General features: G+C 73.6%; 20 protein-coding genes. 10 read left to right on the plus strand and 10 right to left on the minus strand.

Annotated elements, in window-relative coordinates; all coding sequences use genetic code 11:
• Positions 1 to 53 precede the first annotated feature (53 nt).
• Positions 54 to 365 (plus strand): hypothetical protein, encoded by a 312-nt coding sequence (locus DOO78_RS12995; protein WP_128080048.1) that lies wholly within the window; start codon positions 54 to 56, stop codon positions 363 to 365.
• A 75-nt stretch (positions 366 to 440) separates the two neighbouring features.
• On the plus strand, positions 441 to 722 hold the full coding sequence (locus tag DOO78_RS13000; RefSeq protein WP_111470219.1) for a hypothetical protein: 282 nt from the start codon (positions 441 to 443) through the stop codon (positions 720 to 722).
• A 33-nt stretch (positions 723 to 755) separates the two neighbouring features.
• Here the strand turns inward: DOO78_RS13000 and hppD are convergent, their stop codons facing one another.
• Together hppD and phhA are read right to left on the minus strand one after the other, a co-directional pair.
• The gene (gene hppD / locus DOO78_RS13005) at positions 756 to 1,859 is read right to left on the minus strand and encodes a 4-hydroxyphenylpyruvate dioxygenase (protein ID WP_111470220.1); all 1,104 of its coding nucleotides are present in this window, start codon (positions 1,857 to 1,859) and stop codon (positions 756 to 758) included.
• Between the two features lie 67 nt (positions 1,860 to 1,926).
• Complete coding sequence (phhA, locus tag DOO78_RS13010) at positions 1,927 to 2,763, minus strand: phenylalanine 4-monooxygenase (RefSeq protein WP_111470221.1); 837 nt, start codon at positions 2,761 to 2,763, stop codon at positions 1,927 to 1,929.
• 114 nt (positions 2,764 to 2,877) lie between these two features.
• Between phhA and DOO78_RS13015 the strand changes: the two genes are divergently transcribed.
• On the plus strand, positions 2,878 to 3,351 hold the full coding sequence (locus DOO78_RS13015) for an Lrp/AsnC family transcriptional regulator (RefSeq protein WP_207802889.1): 474 nt from the start codon (positions 2,878 to 2,880) through the stop codon (positions 3,349 to 3,351).
• A gap of 50 nt (positions 3,352 to 3,401) precedes the next feature.
• Here DOO78_RS13015 and DOO78_RS13020 read toward each other — a convergent pair whose 3' ends face one another.
• Positions 3,402 to 4,865: an amidase gene (locus DOO78_RS13020; RefSeq protein WP_243634531.1), complete on the minus strand. Its 1,464-nt coding sequence runs from the start codon at positions 4,863 to 4,865 to the stop codon at positions 3,402 to 3,404.
• A 274-nt stretch (positions 4,866 to 5,139) separates the two neighbouring features.
• Here DOO78_RS13020 and DOO78_RS13025 point away from each other — a divergent pair, with 274 nt between their 5' ends.
• From DOO78_RS13025 to DOO78_RS13040, 4 genes are all read left to right on the plus strand, one after another.
• On the plus strand, positions 5,140 to 6,516 hold the full coding sequence (locus DOO78_RS13025) for an MmgE/PrpD family protein (RefSeq protein WP_165838872.1): 1,377 nt from the start codon (positions 5,140 to 5,142) through the stop codon (positions 6,514 to 6,516).
• A gap of 131 nt (positions 6,517 to 6,647) precedes the next feature.
• Complete coding sequence (locus DOO78_RS13030) at positions 6,648 to 7,358, plus strand: cyclase family protein (RefSeq protein WP_165838873.1); 711 nt, start codon at positions 6,648 to 6,650, stop codon at positions 7,356 to 7,358.
• Positions 7,359 to 7,593: 235 nt separating this feature from the next.
• Positions 7,594 to 7,803 (plus strand): hypervirulence associated TUDOR domain-containing protein, encoded by a 210-nt coding sequence (locus tag DOO78_RS13035; protein ID WP_111470225.1) that lies wholly within the window; start codon positions 7,594 to 7,596, stop codon positions 7,801 to 7,803.
• Positions 7,804 to 7,909: 106 nt separating this feature from the next.
• The gene (locus tag DOO78_RS13040; protein WP_111470226.1) at positions 7,910 to 9,316 is read left to right on the plus strand and encodes a deoxyribodipyrimidine photo-lyase; all 1,407 of its coding nucleotides are present in this window, start codon (positions 7,910 to 7,912) and stop codon (positions 9,314 to 9,316) included.
• Between the two features lie 57 nt (positions 9,317 to 9,373).
• Here the strand turns inward: DOO78_RS13040 and DOO78_RS13045 are convergent, their stop codons facing one another.
• The 4 genes from DOO78_RS13045 to DOO78_RS13060 all read right to left on the minus strand — a co-directional run bounded on the left by DOO78_RS13045 (position 9,374) and on the right by DOO78_RS13060 (position 14,190).
• The gene (locus tag DOO78_RS13045; protein WP_128080049.1) at positions 9,374 to 10,165 is read right to left on the minus strand and encodes a hypothetical protein; all 792 of its coding nucleotides are present in this window, start codon (positions 10,163 to 10,165) and stop codon (positions 9,374 to 9,376) included.
• 249 nt (positions 10,166 to 10,414) lie between these two features.
• Entirely contained in the window at positions 10,415 to 11,656 is a 1,242-nt protein-coding gene (locus DOO78_RS13050; protein ID WP_111470228.1) for an ABC transporter substrate-binding protein, read from the minus strand.
• Between the two features lie 85 nt (positions 11,657 to 11,741).
• A complete protein-coding gene (locus DOO78_RS13055) occupies positions 11,742 to 12,986 on the minus strand; it encodes a flavin-dependent oxidoreductase (RefSeq protein ID WP_111470229.1) in 1,245 nt (414 codons plus the stop codon).
• Positions 12,987 to 13,008: 22 nt separating this feature from the next.
• The gene (locus tag DOO78_RS13060) at positions 13,009 to 14,190 is read right to left on the minus strand and encodes a serine hydrolase domain-containing protein (protein ID WP_111470230.1); all 1,182 of its coding nucleotides are present in this window, start codon (positions 14,188 to 14,190) and stop codon (positions 13,009 to 13,011) included.
• 192 nt (positions 14,191 to 14,382) lie between these two features.
• On the opposite strand from DOO78_RS13060, the gene DOO78_RS13065 reads away from it, so the two are divergent.
• From DOO78_RS13065 to DOO78_RS13075, 3 genes are all read left to right on the plus strand, one after another.
• Positions 14,383 to 15,984 (plus strand): alkaline phosphatase D family protein, encoded by a 1,602-nt coding sequence (locus tag DOO78_RS13065; RefSeq protein ID WP_111470231.1) that lies wholly within the window; start codon positions 14,383 to 14,385, stop codon positions 15,982 to 15,984.
• Positions 15,985 to 16,079: 95 nt separating this feature from the next.
• Positions 16,080 to 16,958, plus strand: coding sequence for a 3-hydroxyisobutyrate dehydrogenase (gene mmsB / locus DOO78_RS13070; protein ID WP_111470232.1), 879 nt, complete (start codon positions 16,080 to 16,082; stop codon positions 16,956 to 16,958).
• Positions 16,959 to 17,167: 209 nt separating this feature from the next.
• Complete coding sequence (locus DOO78_RS13075) at positions 17,168 to 18,940, plus strand: sensor histidine kinase (protein ID WP_128080050.1); 1,773 nt, start codon at positions 17,168 to 17,170, stop codon at positions 18,938 to 18,940.
• Positions 18,941 to 19,078: 138 nt separating this feature from the next.
• Here DOO78_RS13075 and DOO78_RS13080 read toward each other — a convergent pair whose 3' ends face one another.
• The 3 genes from DOO78_RS13080 to DOO78_RS13090 are packed head-to-tail and all read right to left on the minus strand — an operon-like array spanning position 19,079 to position 21,970.
• The gene (locus DOO78_RS13080; RefSeq protein WP_111470234.1) at positions 19,079 to 20,020 is read right to left on the minus strand and encodes a ketopantoate reductase family protein; all 942 of its coding nucleotides are present in this window, start codon (positions 20,018 to 20,020) and stop codon (positions 19,079 to 19,081) included.
• Positions 20,021 to 20,042: 22 nt separating this feature from the next.
• Entirely contained in the window at positions 20,043 to 20,942 is a 900-nt protein-coding gene (locus DOO78_RS13085) for a lipid A biosynthesis lauroyl acyltransferase (RefSeq protein WP_111470235.1), read from the minus strand.
• Between the two features lie 5 nt (positions 20,943 to 20,947).
• Entirely contained in the window at positions 20,948 to 21,970 is a 1,023-nt protein-coding gene (locus DOO78_RS13090) for a zinc-binding dehydrogenase (protein ID WP_111470236.1), read from the minus strand.
• Between the last annotated feature and the right edge of the window lie 13 nt (positions 21,971 to 21,983).

Below are 21,983 nucleotides of genomic sequence, written 5' to 3' on the forward strand. Positions count from 1 at the left end.
TGCGTGATCGAGCGCCGCCGAGGCGGCGCCCGGGAGGCGAGGGAGGTCAGGCCATGCGATGGCTTCGGACGGGCTGGATGGGGATCGCGCTGGCAGCCCTGCCAGGCGTATCGGCCCTGGCGCAGCGCGACCCGCAGGCGGTGCCGGAGCGGATCGGCCCGGTCTGGGATCACCGCGAGCACCAGCCCAACCCGGCCGAGATCGAGGCCCGGGCGCGGGCCCGGGGCCTCGCGGAACAGCCACGGGACCGCGAGGCCCGGGATGTCGAGGCCCAGGATGTCGACAGGATCTTCCGCGACCTGACCGGCAGCGATCCCGCGGCACAGCCGCAATCGACCCGGATGCGGGATTCCGACCGGCGCTGACCGCCGCGCCGCGCAGCCGCCGGTTGTGCGGGCCGCCGCCTTGCCCGCATGCTGCGGCCTCGACGGAGGTGTCCGATGCGCGCCCGATCTGCCGTTGCCCTGCTGACCATGCTGGCCCTGGGGGGAGGCGCCGCGGCGCAGCCCGCGGCCGGCACCCAGCCCCTCGACAACCGGGAGCCGCGGCCCGGCCAGGTGCGGGACCGCGAGCAGGCCGTCGGCGTCGCGCCGGACCGGCAGCAGAGCCGCAAGGAGGGGCAGACGGTGGATCAGCTCTACCGCGAGCTCACCGGCTCCGATCCCAACGCGCCCGCCAAACCACGCCCGGCGCCGCAGGACCGGCCGGCGCCGGCGCGCTGAGCCGGCCCCCGCGGCGCGCGTGCGCCGCGCCGCCTATTCGGCCGCGAGCACGCCGCGGCGGATCTGGTCGAGCTCGATGCTCTCGAAGAGGGCGCGGAAATTGCCCTCGCCGAAGCCCTGGTCGCCCTTGCGCTGGATGAGCTCGAAGAAGATCGGGCCGATGACGGTGCCGGTGAAGATCTGCAGCAGCCGCCCGCCTTCGGGCGTCGGCGCGCCATCGGTGAGGATGCGGTTCCTCGCCAGCCGGGCGATCTCCTCCGGCGCCAGGTCGGGCATGCGCCGCGGCAGCAGCTCGTAATAGGTGTCGGGCGTGTCCATGAAGGCGATGCCGGCCGCCCGCATCCCCTCGACGCTGGCGAAGATGTCCCGGGTGCCGAGGGCGATGTGCTGGATGCCCTCGCCACCATAGGCGCGGAGGTATTCCTCGATCTGCGACTTGTCGTCGCTGCTCTCGTTGATCGGGATGCGGATCTGGCCGCAGGGCGAGGTCAGCGCGCGGGACTTCAGCCCGGTCAGCTTGCCCTCGATGTCGAAGTAGCGGATCTCGCGGAAATTGAAGAGCTTCTCGTAGAACTGCCACCAGACATCCATGCGCCCGCGATGGACGTTGTGGGTGAGGTGGTCGATCACCGTGATGCCCTGGCCCTGCGGCCGCGCCTCGGCGCCCTCGATCCAGCGGAAGTCGATGTCGTAGATGCTGCCGCGCGGCCCGTAGCGGTCGACGAAATAGAGCAGCGAGCCGCCGATGCCCTCGATCGCCGGGATGTTCAGCTCCATCGGGCCGAGCTTGCCGGTGACCGGCCTGGCGCCGAGGGCGATGGCGCGCCGGTAGGCGGCGGCGGCATCGGCCACCCGGAAGGCCATGGCGCAGGCCGAAGGGCCGTGCACGCGCTGGAAGGCGCTGGAGAAGCTTTCCGGCTCGGCATTCAGGATGAAGTTCACGTCGCCCTGGCGCCAGAGCGTCACCTGCTTGCTGCGATGCCGCGCCACGGCGGCGAAGCCGAGGCGCGCGAAGAGCGCCTCCAGCGCCGGCAGGTCGGGGCCGGTGAACTCGACGAACTCGAAGCCGTCGGTGCCCATCGGGTTGGCATCGGAGACGATGCCGGCCAGCGGGGTGCGATCGGGCGGGATGTCCATGGGGCGTCTCCTCCGTGTCGATGCGTGCCGGCGCTGCCCGGGGCAGGCCGGATGGGTCGGGGGTGTCTCAGGCGGCCGGCTGGTCCTCGGGCGCCGCCGCGCCGGGCGGGATCGGCGCCGCGTCGCGCGCCTCGGCGAGGAGCGCGGGCAGCCGCGGCATCGCCGCGAAGAGCTCGGCATAGCGCTCGATGACGAAATAGGTCGGTTGCAGATCGTCGATGAAGTAGTCGCTGCGCAGCACCCGGCGGGGATCGAAGCGCAGCCGCCGCGGCGTCGCCGCGGTGGTGGCGTGCACCGTCTCGGCCGAGGAGCTCAGGATGCCGGCGCCATAGGCGCGGATCTGGCCCGCCTCGCGGATGAGGCCGAACTCGACCATGTGCCAGTAGAGCCGGGCGAGCGGCTTCAGCGCGCCGAGCCGCGCCGCGACCTCGCCCATCCGGCCATAGGCTTCCAGGAAATCGGCGAAGTCGGGCTGGGTCAGCAGCGGCACGTGGCCGAAGGCGTCGTGGAAGATGTCGGGCTCGACCACGTAGTCGAGCTCCTCGGGCCGGCGGATCCAGCGCGTCACCGGGAAGCGCCTCGCGGCGAGATGGGCGAAGAAGGCGGCGTCGGGGATGAGCCCCGGCACCGCGACCAGCGTCCAGCCGGTGGCGGCCCGGAGCCGGCCGGAGGTCAGGGCGAAATCGGGGATGCCGGCGGCGAAGTCGAGCTGCGCCAGGCCGTTGCGATAGGCCGCCGCGGCATGCCGCGGCAGCAGCCCTGCCTGGCGGGCCTGGAGCGTGCGCCAGGTGGCGTGGTCGGCCTCGGTGTAGTCGCCCCAGCGCTGCGGCAGGGTGAAGTCCGGCCGGGCCGCGGCATAGTCGCCGCGCAGTCCGGCGGGCAGGTCCCAGAGGCTCCCTTCCATCTCGGCCGCTCCCCGTATCGCAGCAAGAATGCCGCAAGGGCCGGAGGGGTTTTCGGCGATTTTTGGTCCGCTCCGGGTTAGGCTTGGAGGAAATCACCAAAGAGTAGCCCAGCCATGGCGAAATCCGCCATCGACCTCGATGCCATCGACCGCCGCATCCTGCGCGCGCTGCAACGCGACGGCCGCCTGCCGGTGGTGGCGCTGGCCGAGCAGGTGGGGCTGTCGCCGACGCCCTGCCAGCGCCGCCTGCGGCGGCTGGAGGAGGCCGGGGTCATCACCCGCTACGCGGCGCTGCTCGATCCCGCGCGCCTCGGCCTGCCGTTGCAGGCCTTCGTCATGGTCGCGCTCGAGAGCCATGCCGAGGAGGTGGTGGCGCGCTTCCACAAGGCGCTGGCCGAGCGGCCGGAGGTGCTCGCCGCCTATGCGATGAGCGGCGAGATGGACTACCTGCTGCACGTCCTGGCGGCGGATTTCGAGGCCTATGCCGAATTCGCCCTGAAGGCGCTGCTGCGGATGCCCGGCGTGAAGGAGACCCGCAGCTCCTTCGTGCTCACCGCCCTGAAGCCGCCGGGCGACGTGCCGGTGTAGCGGCGGCCGGCGGGGCGGTGCGGGCCGTGCCGGCGCGGCGCGCTGCGGCGTCAGCCGCCGGCGACGTGCACGCCCGGGCGGCGCCCGGCATTCCACCGGCCGTCGATCGCCCGTTCGATCTGCGCCGCGAGCTGCAGCAGCAACCCGTCATTGGCCTGGCGCGCCTGCGCCTGGATGCCGAGCGGCAGGCCGTTCTCCTGCGCCGCGAGCGGCAGGGAGATGGCCGGGATCCCGCACAGATTGGCCAGCGGCGTGTAGGCGAACTGGCGCCAGAGAGTGCCGAACCAGTCCTGCACCGAGGGGTTGTCGCTGGTCGTCAGGTATTCGGTGGTGCCGGAGAGGGGCGTCGGCAGGGCGGTGATCGGGGTCAGGATGATGTCCCAATCCTCGAAGAAGGCGCCGAACCCGCGCGAGGTGGTGTTGAACACCGCCTGCATCTGCGCCCGCTCGGTGTAGGACATGCCGATCCCGGCTTCCCAGATCCTGATGTTGATCGGCTCGATCAGGCCCTCGGGCGGCCGGTCGAGCCCGCGCGGCGCCAGGAGGTTGGCGATGGTCTGCGCGAAATTGCTGATGTAGCAGCGCGTCTGCGCCGCGAAGGCGGCACGGAAGTCGATGGCGGGCAGCGCCCAGTCCACCCTGTGGCCCAGGCCTTCGAGGAAGCGGCCGACCCGCTCCAGCTCCGCCACGAAATGCGGGGTGGCGCGGTAATCGCCCCATTCATGCGACAGCGCGATGCGCAGCCGGGGCGGATCGCGCTGGATGAGCGCGGCATAGGGCTCGGCCGCGGTCCAGTAGGGCATGAACTCGCCCGGCGCGCCGCCGCGGCAGGCATCGACGAACACCGCCGTGTCGCGCACGCTGCGGCTGTGGCAGCCCTGGATGGAGACCAGCCCCGTGAGGTCCGAGGCGGCGGGCGCGATGGAGAAGACGCCGCGCGACACCTTCAGCCCGATATTGCCGCAGGCCCCGGCCGGGATGCGGATGGAGCCGCCGCCATCCGTGGCGTGCGAGATCGGCAGCACCCCGGCCGCCACCATGGCCGCCGTGCCGGCGGAGGAGCCGTTGGTGGTGTAGTCCGCGTTCCACGGGTTGCGCGTGACATAGACGGCGGGATTGTCGGCGGCGCTGCAGCAGCCGAATTCGGGCGTGGTGCTGCGGCCGAGGATGTTCAGCCCGGCCTCGCGGATCCGCCCCGTCAGGTGGCTGTCCGCCGCGGCGCGGTTGCCCCGCATGAACAGCGAGCCCATCTCCTGCAGCCGCCCCCTGAGGGTCGGGCCGAGATCCTTCATCAGGTAGGGGACCCCGGCGAAGGCGCCATCGGGGTTCATGCCGTCCCGCAAGGGATCGGCGACGACATCCTCGAAGACCTCGACGACGGCGCTGAGGACCGGGTTGGTCCTGGCGATGCCGGCGGCGGCCTGGGCCGCCAGCTCGGCCGGCGTCACCTGCCCGTCGCGGACCAGGGCCGCCAGCCCCACGGCATCCTGTCCCGCCCACTCGTCCCAGCTCATCGCCAATGTCATGTCGCGCGCCTGCCTCGATTGAAGGTCGAGCCTAGAGCGTGATCGCCTCGGGTGGAATCACCGAAGGCGCGCGACACGCGATCCAACAGGGGGATGGTCGGGCCTCTCGAACCGCGTCGAGGGGCGGGCCGCGCCGGACGGCAGCGGGCCTCATCCGCAACGATGCGGGCGACGGGCTGGCCGTGGCCCCGGAATGGCCCGATCCTGCGCAGGGCGGCCGGCGCCTGTCCGGAGATCGCCGTCGAGCAGCAAGGACCACGACATGACCACGCGTGCCATGGCAGAGTTCGTCGCGCAGCTGCGCTTCGAGGCGCTCCCGGAGGCGGTGCGGCGTCAGGCGTGCCGCCTCGTGCTCGATGCGGTGGGCTGCGCCGTCTCGGCCTGGACGGAGGATGCCGGCAAGGCCCGCATCGCCGGCGCGGTCGCGGCGATGTACCCGGCATCGGCGGGGGCGGAGGGCGCCGGCGTGATCGGGGTGGCGGGCCAGCCTGCGCAGCCCGCCTTCGCGGCGCTGGCCAACGGCATCCTGGTGAACGCCGCCGACAACGACGACACGCATAAGCGCGCGCTGCTGCATGCCGGCTCCGTGGTGGTTCCGGTGGCGCTCGCCATGGCGCAGGCGGGCGGGCTGGACGGCCGGCGCTGCCTCGCCGCCCTGGTGGCCGGCTACGAGGTGGCCGTGCGCGTCGGCATGGCGGTGATGCCGACGCATTACCGCTTCTGGCATTCCACGGCGACCAACGGAACCTTCGGCGCCGCCGCGGCGGCGGCGCATGCGCTCGGCCTCGATGCCGATGGCGTGCAGCGCGCCCTGGGCCTGGCCGGCACGCAGGCGGCCGGGCTCAACACCTTCTTCGAATCCGGCGACATGACCAAGAGCCTGCATCCGGGCAAGGCGGCGTTGAACGGCATCCTCTCCGCCCAGCTCGCCGGGCTCGGCATGACCAGCCCGCCGAACATGCTGGAGCATCCGAAAGGCTATCTGAACGCCTTCTCGCTGGAGCCCGACGCCGCGGCGCTGACCCGGGGGCTCGGCACGGAATGGGAGATCCTGCAGAACGGCTTCAAGTCCTTCCCCTCCATCCTCGCCAGCCATTCGCCGATCCAGGCGACGCTCGCCCTGGTGCGCCGGCATGCGATCGACCCGGCGCGGATCGCGCGCATCACCAACGAGACCTACAACACGGTGCTGAGCCATTTCTCGAGCAAGGAGGTCGGCTCGGTGATGGCGGCGCGGATCTCGGTCCCCTACTGCATCGCCGTCGCCGCGGTGGACGGGGCCTTGACCCAGGCGCAGTTCGACCCGGCCCGGATCAACGACCCCCTGGTGCGCCGGGTGCTCGCACGCACCGAGGTGATCGCGGATGCGGCGCTGAATGCGCGCTACCCGGCCGAGTTCCCGGCCCGCGTGACGATCACGCTGGAGGACGGGCCGTCCTTCACCGAGACGGTGCTGCTGCCGAAGGGCGACCCCGGCCAGCCGCTCAGCGATGCCGAGCTGGAGGCGAAGTTCCGCGACAATTGCGCGGCCAGCCTGACGCCGGAGCGCACCGCGCAGCTGCAGGCCGCGATCCAGGGCCTGCCGGAGGCCGGCTCGCTGCGCGCCTTGACCGGGTTGCTAACCTTCTCGGGCGGTTGACCAGGATCCGGCGAGGGAGCCAGCATCGAGCCCTCGCGCGCGGGCCAAGGGGAGGCCAGGGGGAGGCCAAGGGGGAGGGAACAGGGATGTGCGACCCATCGCCGCCACGGGGCCAGGGATGGCGCGGCTGGATGTCCCTGCCGCCGCCGCGCATCGGCTCGCCGGCCGGGCCCTGGATCGATCTCTCGCATCCCTTCTCGCCCGACATGCCGCGCGTGCCGGTCTTCCGGCCCCTGCATCTGGAGCGGTTGAAATGCCTGCCGGCCGATCCGCTGAACGTCACCGCCTTCAGCATGGTGGTGCATACCGGCACGCATCTGGATGCGCCGTTCCATTTCTACAATGACGGCCCGGCCTTCGACGCCATCCCCCTGGAGCGGCTGCATGGCGGCGGCGTGGTGTGGCGGCTGGACCTGCCGCCCGACAGCCTGATCGAGCCGGATCATCTGGCGGCGGCGCGGCCGCTGCTGCAGCCGGGCGACATCCTGGCGCTCGACACCGGCTGGTCGGAGCGGGTGGGCACGGAAAGCTACGACCGTCACCCCTGCCTCTCGGAGGCGGCGGCGGAATGGCTGGTGGCGCGCCGGCCGAAGCTGCTCGCCTGCGATTTCGCAACGCCGGACCTGCCGGTCGGCCGCAGGCCGGCCGGGGAGTTCGACTATCCCATCCATCGCCGGCTGCTGCGCGACGGCGTGCTGATCTGCGAGCATCTGCGCAGCCCGCGGGCGCTGGCCGGCGGACGGGTGGAGTTCGTCTTCGGCGCGCTCTCCCTCGTCGGCGCGGACGGGGCGCCGGCGCGGGTGCTGGCGCGGCGGGTGGAGCCTGGGAGCGTGATCGCCTGAGGTGGAAACACCGAAGGCGTGGATCACGCGACCAAACAACACGCTGGACCATGCTCCGTTGGAACCGCCGGCGCGCGTGACGAGGCGCGCACCACGACAAGGCGGCGCATGCCGCCTGGACGCATGCGAAGGCGGCCTGCACCGGGCGAGGAGGGACCACCGGCCCGGCGCCGCGCGGTTCCGGCGAACCCGGCGCCCGGCCGCGTCGTTGGGCCTGGAGGCGCGGAGAGGCCCCATGGCAGCGAAACCGAAGACGGGCGACAAGGTGACGTGGGATACGTCCCAGGGCCGGGCGGAAGGGGTCGTGGAGAAGACCGTCACCCGGACGACCCGGATCAAGGGCCATGTGGCGAAGGCCACGCAGGACGAGCCGCAGGTGGTCGTCAAGAGCACGACATCGGGGAAGCGGGCCGTCCACAAGCCCGAAGCGTTGAAGAAAGCCTAGAGCAGATCCCGTCCGAGTGGAAAGACGCGAGCGGGTGAAAATACCCTGGCGGCGGCCGTCGGCGCCGGTCCTTGCTTCCGGGGGCGATCCTGAAAGGTGGCGCGGCATGCCGATAGCAGCGGACCGCATCCGCCTCCTGAACCAGGCGGAGATCCGCGCCGGCGGCCGCTATGTCTTGTACCTGATGCAGCAGTCATGTCGGTCGCGCGGCAACCCCGCGCTCGAGCTGGCGGTGGAGGAGGCGAACCGGCTGAACCTGCCGGTGCTGGCCTGCTTCGGGCTGCTCGACGGCGCGGGCGGCTTTCCCTCGGCCAATGCCCGGCACTACGCCTTCCTGCTGGAGGGCCTCGCCGAGGTGGCGCGGCGCCTGGCCGGGCGCGGCATCGGCTTCGTCATGCGCAAGGGGTCGCCGGCCGAGGTGGCGATCGACCTGTCGCGGCACGCCGCGCTGCTGGTGCTCGACCGCGGCTACCTGGCGATCCAGAAGCGCTGGTATGCCGATATCGCGCGCCAGGCCAGGCTGCGGGTCGTGCAGGTCGAAGGCGACGTGGTGGTGCCGGTGGAGACGGCATCCGGCAAGCATGAATACGCCGCGCGCAGCCTGCGCCCGAAGCTCGGCCGCCGCATGGAGGATTTCCTGCAGCCGCTGGCCGAGGGCGAGGTCCGGTGCCGGGCCGACGGGCTGGAGCCGCGGGGCATCGACGCCGCCGATCCCGCGGCGGTGCTGGGGGGCATGACGCTCGACCGCTCGGTGCCCCAGGTCCGGCGCTTCCAGGGCGGCGAGGCCGCGGCGCGGCGCCGGCTGGCGGCCTATCTCGCCGGCGGCTTCCATGGCTATGGCAGCCATCGCGGCCGGCCGGAGGCGGGCGCGGCCTCGCATATGAGCCCCTATCTGCATTTCGGCCAGATCTCGCCGGTGGATCTCGTCCTTGCCGTGCGGGCCGCGAGGGGCGGCACGGCGGAGGACAAGGCCGCCTTCGCCGAGGAGGTGGTCGTGCGGCGCGAGCTGGCCATGAACCACGTCCATTACACGGAGCATTACGACCGCTACGAGGGCGCCGTGCCGGCCTGGGCGCGCAAGACCCTCGCCGAGCATGCGGATGATCGGCGCCCGCACCGCTACGGCGACGACGAGCTGATCGAGGGGCGCACGCACGACCATTACTGGAACGTCGCCATGGGCGAGATGCGCGACACGGGCTACATGCACAACCACCTGCGCATGTACTGGGGCAAGAAGATCCTGGAATGGTCCGCCACGCCGGAGGAGGGCTTCGAGCGCACCCTGCGTCTCAACAACCGCTTCTTCCTGGATGGCCGGGACCCGAACTCCTTCACCAACGTGGCCTGGATCTACGGCCTGCACGACCGGCCCTGGGCCCGGCGGCCGATCTTCGGGACCGTTCGCTACCAGAGCGAGAATTCCCTCCGGAAGATCGATGCCAAGGCCTATGAGGCCATGGTCCGGACGCTCTGCCAGGCCGAGGGGAGGGGCGGGCCGCTCCCCGGTTGATCCCTCTCCGGGCGCTCGGCCCTGCGGGCGGCGGGTCGGAACCTCCTGCGACGGGTATCACCCCCCGGCGGCCGGCGCCGCCTCGGGCAGATGGTCGCGGCCGCGCGGGAACTGCACCACCACCAGCTCCAGCCCATCCGCCGCCGCCTGCGCGGCGAAGGCCGGCTCGTCCGGGCCGACGAAGGCGCAGGACAGCGGCCGCAGGGCGCTGCCATCGGGGCGCGCCAGGCCGCCGCGCGTCACCACCCAGAACTGCCCATCGCCGCTGGCCGGGTCCGGGCCGGTGACCGCCGCGCCCGCCGGCAGCCGATAGCGCCAGGCCGAGAGGCCGTCGGCCGCCGCCGGCAGCAGCGGCTCGACCGCGATCCGGGCTGGGATGGGGGCCGGGATGGGGGCCGCCTCGGCGACCGCCTCGCGGAACCGGCGCCGGACGCCGCGGAGCTCGGCCCGCGCCGCCGGCAGGTAGCGGGCGCCGCGGTCATAGCCGTTGCGCAGGGTCAGGTAGTGCAGCCCCGCCTGCCCCGCCGTGATCGGCCCATAGGCGCTGTAGGCATTGCTGTAGTGCACGGCGAGGGGCTGCAAGGCGTGCGTGCCGAGCCGGCCGCTGCCGGCCACCACGATCTGGAACTGGTTGGCCTCGTGGAAATGCGCCTGCACCACCGAGCCCGCCGGCTGCTCCACCAGGAAGGCCATCGGATAGACGGCCTCGGCCCCCGGCAGGGCCGCGCCATCCGGCGCGGCGTTGTACCGGTTGCCGCCGATATAGGTGGTGAGGAAGGCCGATACGCCGTTGGACACGATCGGCCGGCGGCTGCCCCTGGCGGCGTCGCCGGATGCCAGTATCGCCATCTCCATCCCTCCCGTCCCCGCGGTGCCCGCCAGCCCTGGCAGGCCGGCAGGGGCCTTTTCCGAGGGGCCATCCTGGCGCAGCGCCGGCCAGGGGGAAATGGCCTCCTACTAGAGTAGATCCTGTCCGGATGACCTCATCCGGACAGGTGAAGATGCTCGTGAAAACAATAGCCTGGGGCACTTCTCCTGAACCGGTGTTCAGGGGAAGTGCCCTGGGCGCGGGACGGCGAAACCGTGCTGCGCCCGGTCTCAGGTCCGGATCATCGGGCAGCCGCCCTCGGAGAGCGGGCGGAACGCCTCGGCTGCCGGGATGGTGGAGACGAGCCTGAACAGGTCCCCCGCGCCGCGGCTTTCCTCCGGCGCCTTCGACTGGAACAGGTGGACCGGCACGATCATCTGGCCGTCCTCGCGGATCCTGCCCGCGCCGAAGGCATCGTCGTCGGTCGGCCTCGCCTTCATGGCGGCGACCGTCGCCTGGCCCGACCGCTTCGCCTCGGCGAAGCCCATGCCCCGCGCCGTCGTCAGGTAGTGCCGCACCAGCGCATAGGCCCCCGCATGCAGGGTGTTCGGGATGACCCCCGCGGCGAGCTGCGGCTTGAGGCGCGTGTGGAAGGCGCGCGTGCGCTCGGTCAGGTCCCAGTAGAAGCTCTCCGTCAGCAGCAGCCCCTGCGCCACCGGCAGGCCCACCGCGGCGACATCGGTGATGAAGGCGCCGAGGCCGACGAGGCGGGTGCCGCGCCGCGTCACGCCGAACTCCTTCGCCTGCTTCAGGCAATTGATGAGGTCGGAGCCGGAATTGGCCAGCGCCACCACCTTGGCCCGGCTGGCCTGGGCTTGCAGCAGGAAGGAGGCGAAATCCGTCGTCCCCGGGAAGGGATGCGCCACCGAGCCCAGCACCCGCCCGCCGGCGGCCTGCACGAAGCGCGCGGCGTCGTCGCGCAGCGCATGGCCATAGGCATAGTCCGCGGCGAGGAAGAACCAGCTCTCGCCGCCGTCCCCGACCACGGCGGTTGCCGTGGCATGGCTCATCGCCCAGGTGTCGAGCGGGCCGTGCACCAGGTTCGGCGAGCACTGCGCCCCGGTCAGGACCGAGGACAGGGCGCCGCTGTTCAGGTGCACCTTGTCCTTCTCCTTCGCCACGGTGTTGGCGGCGAGCGCCACCGCGGTGTTGCCCACCTGGCAGATCGCATCCACGCCGCCGCGGTCGAACCACTCGCGCACGATGCTGCTGGCGACGTCCGGCTTGTTCTGGTGATCGGCGACGACCACCTCGACGACGGCGCCGGGATTGGCGGCGGTGAACTCCGCCACGGCCTGGCGGACGCAGGCCGTGCCCGTCGGGCCCTCGACATCCCGGTAGGGGCCCGACATGTCGGTGAGCGCGCCGAGGCGGATCGTGGTGTCGCGGGCGGTCTGCGCCCGGGCCATGGGCCCGGCCGGCAGGCAGGCGACCGCGGCTGCCGTGAGCAGGCCACGTCGGTCAAGCGTCATTCTGGTCTCCCATGTCTCGTCGCGGCCCTCGCCGCGCGGCATCGCCGCGGCGGCTGGGCATGAGCCGCGACCCGAATCCCCGGTGTCAGCCGGCCCGTCCCACCGACCAGCTCTCGCGGCGGTTCAGCGTCTCCGGGTCGAAGCCGGCGATGCGCTTGTAGCCCGCGATGGTCGCCTCCAGCTCGGCGCGCGGCACCACCGCCGCGAGATCGGTGAAGCCCTCCGGCGCCCGGGCATGCACCAGGTCCATCACCCGGTCCGGCCCGTCGCCGCGATTGGCCTCGACCACCGCCGCGGTGGCCGGCCGGCGCACCGCCTCATAGGCGGCGAGCGCCGCCGGGATGTCGGGCTGCGTCGCCAGTTGCAGCGCCAGGAAGCGGGCATCGAGGATGGCCTGGGAGGCGCCGTTCGAGCCGATCGGGTACATCGGATGCGCCGCGTCGCCGAGCAGCGTCACCCGGCCCCGGCTCCACCAGGGCAGCGGGTCGCGGTCGACCATGGGGAATTCGTAGACCGCCTCGGCGGCGCGGATCAGCCCCGGCACGTCCAGCCAGTCGAAGCGCCAATCGGCGAAGATCGGCAGGAAATCCTCCACCTGGCCCGGCCGGTTCCAGTCCTCCCGCGCCCAGGGCGTGTCGGTCGGGAAGCGCTGCTCGGCGATCCAGTTGACCAGCAGCCTGCCATCCGGCGCGGCGCCGATCGGGTAGCAGACGAATTTCGTGTCGCGGTGCCCGGCCTGCACCATGGAGGCGCCGGTGAGGAAGGGCGGCGCCCAGCTCACCGCCCGCCAGAGCAGCGCGCCGTTCCATTTCGGCGGTCCCTCGGCGGGGAAGAAGGCCGCGCGGACGGCGGAATGGATGCCGTCGGCGGCGATCAGCAGCGCGCCGCGCGCCGTGCCGCCATCGGCGAAGCGGGCGGTGACGCCGGCCGCGTCCTGCTCGACGCCGATGAGGCGCCGCCCGGCCTGCACCCGGTCCGCGCCGAGCCGCGCCCGCGCCGCCTCCCAGAGCAGCATCTGCAGCCGGCCGCGATGGATCGAGTATTGCGGCCAGCGATAGCCGGCGGCGAGGCCGCGCGGCTCGGCCCAGATGGTCTGGCCGAAGCGGTTGGCGTAGCGGAACTCGCGCGTGGCGATGCCGGTCGCGGCCAGCGCCTCGCCGAGGCCGAGCTCGGTCAGCTCGCGCACCGCATGCGGCTGCAGGTTGATGCCGACGCCGAGCGGCCGGATCTCGGCGGCGCTCTCGAACAGCTGCGCCTCGATCCCCGCCGCCTGCAGCGCCAGCGCCGCGGTCAGCCCGCCGATGCCGCCGCCGATGATGATCGCCCGCATGCCGCCCCTCCCGCGTCCCGCATCATAGCGGCGGCGGCGCCTCGCCGCCCAGCAGGCGCCGCACCGCGGCGACGAAATCGGCGACCGCCTGGCGATGCGCCCGGTCGGTCTCGGGCGGGACATGCGGCGCCTGCGGGAAGGCGCCGAGCGTGATCACGGCCAGCCGCTCCGCCGGCAGGATGTCGATGCGCTGGCCGGCGAAGCCGAGCGCCGAGATCAGCCCCTCGCCGAGCCACCAGCAATAGCCGTAATGGGTGATGCCGGGCGCGCGCGGCTCCGGCACCGGAAAGCGCGGCGTGGCCATCGCCGCCACCCAGCCCTCGGGCAGGACGCGCCGGCCGGCGATCATGCCGTCCTCCAGGATGAACTGGGCGATGCGGCCGAAGTCGCGCAGCGCCATGCCGGCGCGGCTGCCGCCGATCTCCTGCCCGCCTTCCGATTCCAGCGTGTAGAAGGCCTCGAACTCCATCCCCGCCGGCTGCCAGAGCCGCGCCGAGAGGTAGTCCGCGAGCGGCATCCCGACCGCGCGGGTGAGGCAGGCGCCCAGCACGAAGGTGTCGCCCGAGTTGTAGAGGAAGCGGCTGCCGGGCGCGGCGTCGCGCGGCAGCGCCGCCATCTGCCGCAGCACCCCGCCGGGTTGCCGCGCGGCGAGGGCGCGGCTGTAGCGGTTCACCTCGCTCTCCGGGTCGGCATAGACCTCGGTCCAGCGCAGGCCGGAGGCCATGGTGAGCAGATGCTCCAGCGTCACGCCGTCATAGGCGGTGCCGCGCAGCTCCGGCAGGTGGCGCGTCACCGGCTCCTCGACCGAGGCGATGGCGCCGTCCTGGATCGCCGCGCCGACCAGCACGGCGGTGAGCGACTTCACCGTGGACATGGTGCTCCAGCGATCCGCCTCGCCGAGGCCGAGCCCGTAGCGCTCCAGCCGGACGCGCCCGTCCTGCACCACCAGCAGCCCGGCCAGGCAATTCCGGGCCATGACATCCTCCACCGCCAGCCCGGCCTCGGCCAGCGCCCCGGCGATGTCCGCGCCCCGCGCCCAGGGGCGCGGCGTGCCGCGGCGGACCACGCGATGGGCGAAGAGTTGGTCGACGATGCGATAGGCCCAGGGCTGCAAAGTCGGCGGGTAGAGCAGGAAATCGCCGGGCGGCGGCAGGCAGGCGGCGGGCAGGGCAGGGGGCAGGGAAGGAGGCAGGGCAGGGGGCAAGCGTCGGATCTCCGGGGGGCAGTCCGGCATCCTGCCCCCGCCGGGCCTGCCTGTCATCGAACCGGGCCTGCGCGCCGCGCCCGCCTGGGGCAGGATGGCCCCGCCGGAGCCAGGGGGCCGGATGCCCTCGCCAGGGTCCTGCTGGCGAAGTCCCGCGGGCGTCGCCAGCAGGCCATCAGGGACGCATTGCGCATGGACAGCCTGGCCCGTCACCTCCTCGCCCTGCACCGCCGCGGCCTGTTGCGCGGCGCCCTCGGCCTCGCCGCGCTCGGCGCCCTGCCGCCGGCGCGCGCCCAGCCGGCGGGCGGCGGCGCGGCGCTGTTCCGCCTCGGCGTCGCCAGCGGCGATCCCTGGCCGGACGGCATGGTGCTCTGGACCCGCCTCGCCCCGGAGCCGCTGGCGCCGCTCGGCGGCATGCCGGCGGCGCCGGTCGAGGTCGGCTGGGAGGTGGCGGAGGAGGAGCGCTTCGCCCGCATCGCCGCAAGCGGCACTGCCCTGGCCCGGCCGGAGGGCGGCTTCGCGGTGCATGCCGAGGTCGCCGGCCTGCAACCCGGCCGGCCCTATTGGTACCGCTTCCGCGCCGGCGGCGAGGCCAGCCCGGTCGGCCGCACCCGCACCGCGCCGGCGCCGGGCGCGATGCCGGCGCGGCTGCGCGTCCTCAATGCCGGCTGCCAGCATCTGGAGCATGGCTGGTTCACCGCCTGGCGGCATGCCGCCGAGGAGGAGGCGATCGACCTCGTCTTCCATTATGGCGACTTCATCTACGAGCAGGCGGGCCGGCAGCCCGGCCAGGGCGGCTGGGGGCCGCCGCCGGTGCGCCAGCATGCCGGCGGCGAGGCCATGACGCTCGAGGCGTATCGCCGCCGCTACGCCCAGTACCGGCTGGACCCCGACCTGCAGGCGGCGCAGGCGGCGCATCCCTTCCTCTGCAGCTTCGACGACCACGAGGTGGACAACAACTGGGCCGGCCCCGTCAGCGAGGAGGATGGCGGCGCCCGCCATCCCGTCGCCGTGCCGCCGGAGGTCTTCGCCCTGCGCAAGGCCGCCGCCTTCCAGGCCTGGTACGAGGCCATGCCGGTGCGCCGCGCCCTGCTGCCGCGCGGGCCGGAGATCACCGCCTTCCGCCGGCTGCGCTTCGGGCGGCTGCTGGAGGTGCATGTGCTCGACACCCGCAGCTTCCGCGACGACCAGCCCTGCGGCGACGGCAGCGGCCCGCCCTGCGCCGCGGTGGCGCGGCCGGAGGCGCAGATGCTCGGCCCGGGGCAGGAGGCCTGGCTGCTCGACGGGATGGCGGCGTCGGGCGCGCGCTGGCAGGTGCTGGCGCAGCAGGTGATGATGATGCGCCGCGAATTGCCGCAGGGCCGCCTCTCGATGGACAAGTGGGACGGCTATCCCGCCGCCCGCGCCCGGGTGCTGGAGGGGCTGGCGGCGCGCGGGATCGGCCGGGCGGTGGTCCTCAGCGGCGATGTCCACAATGCCTGGGCCGGGCAGCTCCACCGCGATCCGCTGGACCCGGCGAGCCCGGTGCTCGCCACCGAGTTCACCGGCACCAGCATCACCAGCGAGGGGGACGGCGCGGAGATCCAGCCCTCGACGCCCGAGATCCTGCGGCGCAACCCGCATGTCGCCTTCTTCAACGACCGCCGCGGCTACACCCTGCACGAGGTGACGCCGGACCGCTTCGAGGCCTGCTTCCGCGCCGTGGCGCGGGTGAGCCGGCCCGGCGCGCCACGCGAGGATCGTGGCCGCTTCCTGCTGGAGGCCGGGCGGCCCGACCGGCTGCTGCGGGCGTGACGGGCGCGGGCCGGGACGCTGCCGGCGCGGCGGGGCGTTTCCGCCCCGCGCCGATCCGCTCTACCCTGCGCCGGACGGATCGGGAGGAAGGGCGCATGGCACGCATCGGCTTCGTCGGCTTGGGCAACATGGGCGGGCCGATGGCGCGCAACCTGCTGCGGGCGGGGCATGCCGTCGCCGGCTACGACCTGGTCCCGGCGGCGCTCGAGGCCTTCGCCGGCGCGGGCGGCCAGGCCGCCGGCAGCGCCGCCGAGGCCGCCGCCGGCGCCGCGTTCGTCGTCACCATGCTGCCGGCCGGGCGGCATGTGCGCGAGGCCTGGCTCGGCGCCGGCGGCCTGGCGGCGGCGAGCGCGCCCGGGGCGGTGCTGATCGACTGCTCGACCATCGACGTGGCGACGGCGCGCGAGGTCGCCGCCGGCGCGGGCAAGCCGATGCTGGATGCGCCGGTCTCGGGCGGCACCATGGGGGCGGAGGCGGCGACGCTCACCTTCATGGTGGGCGGGCCGGCGCCGGCCTATGCCGCGGCGCTGCCGATCCTGCAGGCGATGGGCCGGACCATCGTGCATTGCGGCGAGGCCGGCGCCGGCCAGGCGGCCAAGGTCTGCAACAACATGATGCTGGCGGCGAACATGATCGTCACCGCCGAGGCCTTCGTGCTGGCCGAGAAGCTCGGCCTGACGCATCAGGCGCTGTTCGACGTCGCCAGCAAGTCCTCCGGCCAGTCCTGGGCGCTGACCTCCTATTGCCCGGTGCCGGGGCCGGTGCCGAACAGCCCGGCCAACCGCGACTACCGGCCGGGCTTCGCCGCCGCCCTGATGCTGAAGGATCTCGGCCTGTCGCAGGAGGCCGCGGCGACGGCCGGTGCCACGACGCCGCTCGGCGCCGAGGCGTTGGCGCTGTACCGGCGCTTCGTCGAGGCGGGCGGCGGGGATGTGGATTTCTCCGGCATCATCCGTCTGCTCCGCGAAGGCTGAGCCGGTCTTCCGTCACGGATGGAAAACGCATCATCCATGAGGTAACCTGCGGACGCCTTTGCGGCAGCCTGCACCCGGGCGCGATGATCGTCCCAGCCGTCCTCCGCGGCGCTGGGCAGGGATCGCGCCGGTGCGCTCCGGCGCGGGGGCGCCCCTGACCGGATGCCTCCCCATTCGGTCCAGCCTGGTTGCCTATGGTCCCTTCTGCCGTGCCCAGCCTCACCGCCCTTGCCGACACCCTCGGCCTGGTGCCGGTCCCGACCCTCCTGCTGGAGCGGCCGGGGCTGCGCTTGCTGCTCGGCAACGGGGAGGCCGCCGCGCTGCTCGGCTGCCCCCCCGAGCATCTGGCCGCGGCCTGGGCGGCGGTGCTCGGCGGCGCCGAGGGCGGGGCCCTGGCCCAGCGCCTGGCCGGCATCGCCGGGGATGGCCGGACCGAGGTGTTCGACGCGCCTTTCGTCCTCGCCGGGGCCAGGACCCGGGCGGTGCTGGTCCATGCCCGCGAGATCACGCTCGAGGGCCGGCGGCTGCTCTCGGTCGGGCTGACCGACATCACCCGGCAGCAGCGGGCGGAGGCGCGGCTGGCCCGGGTGCAGCGGCGGCTGGACGCGGCGCTGGCCGGGGCCGAGCTCGGCGCCTGGCACCGCAACCTGCGCACCGAGCTGATCGAGGTCTCGGCACGCTGGTGCGCCATGCTCGGCCTGCCGCCCATGCACACCCTGCCGGTGCCGGCCTGGCGCAAGCTGGTGCATCCCGCCGACCGGGCGGTGCTGCAGGACCATGCCGAGGCCATCCTGACCGGCGAGATCGACCGCTACGAGCTCGTGCTGCGCCTGCAGCACGTGGATGGGCGCTACATCCCGGTCCTGAGCCGCGGCGTCGTCATCGAGCGCGACCCGGCGGGGCGGCCGCTGGTGATGACCGGCACGCATCACGACCTCACGGTGCTGCACGCCTCGGAGGCGGCCCGGGTCGAGAGCGAGCGGGAGGCGCGGCGCCGGCTGGCCGAGCTCGAGACCCTCTATCACTTCGCTCCGCTCGGCCTCGCGCAATTCGACCGCTCGCTCCGCTTCGTGCGCATCAACGAGGCCCTGGCCGAGATCAACGGCTTCCCGGTCGAGGCGCATATCGGCCGGGTGGTCTGGGACCTGGTCCCGGACCTGCAGGCGGCGGCGGAGCCCTTGATGCGGCGGGTGCTGGACCGCGGCGAGACCATCACCGGCATCGAGTTCATCGGCGAGACCGCGAAGGCGCCCGGGGTCAAGCGCGACTGGGTGGAGCAGTTCTACCCGCTGCGCGACCCGGAGACGCAGGAGGTCATCGGCCTCGGCATCGTCTGCGAGGAGGTGACGGAGCGCAAGCGGGCCGAGCGGACGCGCGAGCTGCTGCTGCGCGAGCTGGATCACCGGGTGAAGAACCTGTTCGCGGTGATGGGCGGGCTGGTCGCCTTCAGCGCCCGCGAGGCGGCCTCGCCGCAGGCGATGTGCGAGGCGCTGCTCGGGCGGATCGAGGCGCTGGCGCAGGCGCACGACCTGGTCCGCCCGGCGATCGCCGGCGCCGCCGGCGATATCCGCTCGACGACGCTCGCCGCCCTGGTCCACGCCCTGCTGGCGCCCTTCCGGGCGGCGGGGGAGCAGGCGGCGGGGCGGCTTCGCCTGGAGGGGCCGGAGATCCCGCTGGGGCCGGCCGCGGCCCCGCCGATCGCGCTCGCGCTGCACGAGCTGGCGACCAACGCCGCGAAATACGGGGCGCTGTCGCGCACGGGCGGCCTGGTGCTGATCGAGTGGGGGATCGAGGCGCCGAGCCTCGGGCTGCGCTGGTCGGAGCGCGGCGGCCCGGCCGTGGTGCAGCCGGCCCGTCGTGGCTTCGGTCATCGCCTCGTCGCGCAGAGCGCGGCGCAGCTCGGCGGCACGGCGGAGTTCCGCTGGGCGCCGGAGGGGCTGACGGTCGAGCTGCGCCTGCCGCTCCAGCGGCTCACCGGCTGAGGGTTGATCGCCGGCGGCTGGTGCGCCGACAGGCCGGTGCCATACGAACGGCCGTTGCCGGTGACCCATCAACGGCCCCCATGGGCGGTCCCCTTGGCGCCGGGCGCAACCCTCCGGCCGGACCGTCGTCCGGCCGGGTCAGCCCCGCGGCAGCCTGCCGGCGTCGCGCCGCTGCTCATAGGCCTTGGCGTGCAGATAGGCGGCCTCGTGCAGCTCGTGCGGCACGCCGGCCGCCCGCGCGGCCTCGAGCAGGAAGCCGAGGATGTGGTCGGCCTCGATCCGCCCGCCCGCCTCCAGGTCGCGCAGCATGGAGGTGGCGTAGCTGCCCTTCGGATCGGCGAAGAGGGCGCGGAATTCCGCCAGGAAGGCCTCGGGCATCGGATGCCCGTTGGCGGCGGCGATGGCGGCGTTGCGCTCCAGCAGCCGGTGCATGACGCCGACGCCGCCGGGCGAGCGCGCGATCTCGCCGGTGTTGGCCCGCAGCAGCACCGTGCCGATGGCGCTGGTGCCGAGATGCACCAGCTTCTCCCACATCCGCTGCAGGATGTCCGGCACCGCGCTCGCCACCATGCCCTCGGCGCGCGCGGCCAGCGCCGCCAGCGCCTCGACCCGCGGGCTCATCCGGCCATCCGTCTCGCCGAAGGTGAGCCAGCGCCAGTCGTTGAGCTGCCGCACCACCCCCTCGGCGGTGAGCGTCGCCTGGATCTTGGCGAGGCCGCCGAGCACCGCGCCGGCGCCGAACTCCGCCTGCAGCCGGGCGATGTGCGACAGGCCGTTCAGCACCGGCAGGATGGCGGTTTGCGGCCCGACCGAGGGGCGGATGGCGGCGATCGCCGCCTCCAGGTCATAGGCCTTGCAGGTGAGCAGGATCAGGTCCCAGCCGCCGCCGCCCTGGCCCGGGGCATGGGTCGCGGCCGGCAGCCGCGCATCGCCGAAGGGGCTCTCGATCACCAGCCCGTCGCGGGCGAGCTGCTCGCGCCGCCGCGGCCGGACCAGATAGGCCGTCTCCGCCCCCGCCTGCTGCAGCCGCCCGCCGAAATAGCCGCCGAGCGCGCCGGCACCGAGCACCAGGATCCGCATCGCCTTCCTCCCTTCGATCGCCCTACCGCCAGCGCCGGTGCATCCAGAGCCACTGCCCCGGATGCTCGCGCACCCAGCCTTCGACGATGCGGTTCAGCAGCGCCGTCGCCGCCTCGACATCCACCCGCCCGCGGGCATCGCGGGGCAGCAGGATGGCCTCGGTCAGCTCCAGCCGGAAGCCGCCATCCGGCTCGCGGATCGCCCGTGCGCCATGCACCGGGCAATCGAAGCGCCGCGCCAGATGCGCGACCAGCGGGTTGGCGGCCGCCGGCCGGCCGAGGAAGGGCACGCGCGGGCCGCGGCCGAAGCGCTGGTCGATCAGCATGCCGACATGCAGCCCCTCGTCGAGCGCCTCCATCATGCGGAGCGGCGCCTCGATCCCGGCCGGGATCAGCCGCCCCATGCTGGTGCTGCGCAGCGCCACGATGTCGCGGGCGATATGGGGGTTGTTCGGGGTGCGGTAGAGCACCGCCGCCGGCAGCCCGTGCCGCGCCGCGGCGATGGCCGGCAGCTCCCAGTTCGCCAGATGCGCGGCGAAGAGCAGGGCGGGCTTGCCGTCCTCGCGCAATTCCAGGAAGCGGGCGGCGACCTCGGGCGCGATGCGGATGCGCCCCGGCCGCGCTGCCTCCAGGTCGAAATCCCAGAGCCGGTCGAGATGCGGGTATTCCGCCGCGGTGCGGCCGAGATTGTCCCAGGCCGCGCGGGCGATCCGGGCATGCTCGGCCGCGGGCAGCTCGGGGAAGGCCTGGCGGATGTTGTCGAGCGCGGTGCGGTGCGCCGGCAGCCAGGGGCCGATGCCGCGGGCGAGGGCGGCGCCGAAGGCCGCCGCGCGATCCGGGCCGAGGAGGCGCATCAGGGCGACGAGGCCGCGCACCGGCAGGGCGAGGGCGGCATCCGCCGCGCGACGCAGGCGGCGGCGCATCGCCGCTACAGGGTGACGAGGATCTTGCCGAAGACGCGCCGGCTCTCCAGCCGCTGCAGCGCCTCGGCGAAGCCCTCGAGCGGCGCCACGGTGTCGAGCACCGGCGTCACCCCCTGCGCCATCCGCGCCAGCCCGTCGCCGATGCGGCGCATCGGGGCGCCGAAGCTGCCGATGATCCGCAATTGCCGCTGGAACAGCATCATCAGGTTGGTCTCGGCGGCGGCGCCGCTGGTCGAGCCGCAGGTCACCAGCCGCCCGCCCATCCGCAGCGAGAGCAGCGAGCCCGCCCAGGTGGCGGCGCCGACATGCTCGAAGACGACATCGACGCCGCGCTTGCGCGTCACCTTGCGGGCCACCGCCTCGAAGCGGTCGGTCGTGTAGTTCACCACGTGGTCGGCGCCGAGCGCCCGGGCCTGGGCGCATTTCTCGTCGGAGCCGGCGGTCGCGATCACCGTGCAGCCGATCGACTTGGCGATCCGCACCGCCGCCGTGCCGATGCCCGAGCCGGCGGCCTGCACCAGCACGGTCTCGCCGGGCTCCAGCCGCGCATTGTCGAAGAGCATGTGCTCGACGGTCGAGAAGGTGATGCCGGCGCAGGCGGCGTCCTCCAGGGCGACGCCCTCCGGCACCGGCACCAGCAGCCGCGCCTCCTGGTTCACCAGCTCCTGCGCGAAGCCGTCGAGGTGGAAGCCCTTCACCCCGCGCACATCCTCGCAGAGATTGTCGCGCCCCTCGCGGCAGGCGCGGCACTGGCCGCAGGTGACGGCGCCATAGGGCACGGCGCGCTGGCCGAGGCGCCAGCCCTCGACGCCCGCGCCGAGCGCCACCACCTCGCCCACCGCCTCGGCGCCGACGGTCAGCGGCAGGCGGCGCTTCGCGAAGGCCATGCCGCGCCAACCCCAGACATCGATGTGGTTGAGCGCGACCGCCCGCATGCGCAGCCGCACCTCGCCCGGCCCGGGCGGCGGCGGCTCGGGGAGATCGACCAGCCGCGTGTCGCGGTCGCCGTAGAGCTGCAGGGCGCGCATGCCGGCTCCTATG

It is taken from the genome of Roseicella frigidaeris (assembly GCF_003258945.1).
Classification (GTDB): Bacteria; Pseudomonadota; Alphaproteobacteria; order Acetobacterales; family Acetobacteraceae; genus Paracraurococcus; species Paracraurococcus frigidaeris.